This is a genomic window from Actinoalloteichus spitiensis RMV-1378, from assembly GCF_000239155.1.
Classification (GTDB): domain Bacteria; phylum Actinomycetota; class Actinomycetes; order Mycobacteriales; family Pseudonocardiaceae; genus Actinoalloteichus_B; species Actinoalloteichus_B spitiensis.
The window spans coordinates 1-574 of the sequence record NZ_AGVX02000828.1; the positions used below are offsets into that span (position 1 = coordinate 1).

Below are 574 nucleotides of genomic sequence, written 5' to 3' on the forward strand. Positions count from 1 at the left end.
GGTGCACCGACTCGACGTGGGCACCACCGGGGTCATGGTGGTCGCCAAGAGCGAGACCGCGTACTCGGCGCTCAAGCGGGCGTTCAAGGAGCGGACGGTCTCCAAGATCTACCACGCGGTGGTCCAGGGCCACCCGGACCCGACCAGCGGCACCATCGACGCGCCGATCGACCGGCACCCCCGGCACGACTACAAGTTCGCGGTGGTGGCGGGGGGCAAGCCCAGCGTCACCCACTACGAGGTGGTGGAGGCCTTCCGGGCCGCCTCGCTGGCCGAGGTGCGGCTGGAGACCGGGCGGACGCACCAGATCCGGGTGCACTTCGCGGCGCTGCGGCACCCCTGCGCCGGTGACCTCACCTACGGCGCGGATCCCACCCTCGCCCGGCGGCTGGGACTGACGCGGCAGTGGTTGCACGCCAGGCGACTCGGGTTCGACCACCCGGGCACGGGGGAGTGGGTGGAGTTCACCAGCGAGTACCCCGACGACCTCGCCGAGGCGCTGCGCCGGCTCCGTTCGGAGAGCTGACCGCCGCCGGCCGGTGGTCCGCCGGACCGGCCCGGCGGCGGCCGAGGC

At 73.7% G+C, this 574-nt stretch carries 1 protein-coding gene; it reads left to right on the plus strand.

Annotated features, from left to right (window positions below):
• Positions 1–526: RluA family pseudouridine synthase (locus ACTIDRAF_RS0225740; RefSeq protein WP_016701515.1), on the plus strand; the 526-nt coding region annotated here is incomplete at its 5' end.
• Positions 527–574: the final 48 nt, after the last annotated feature.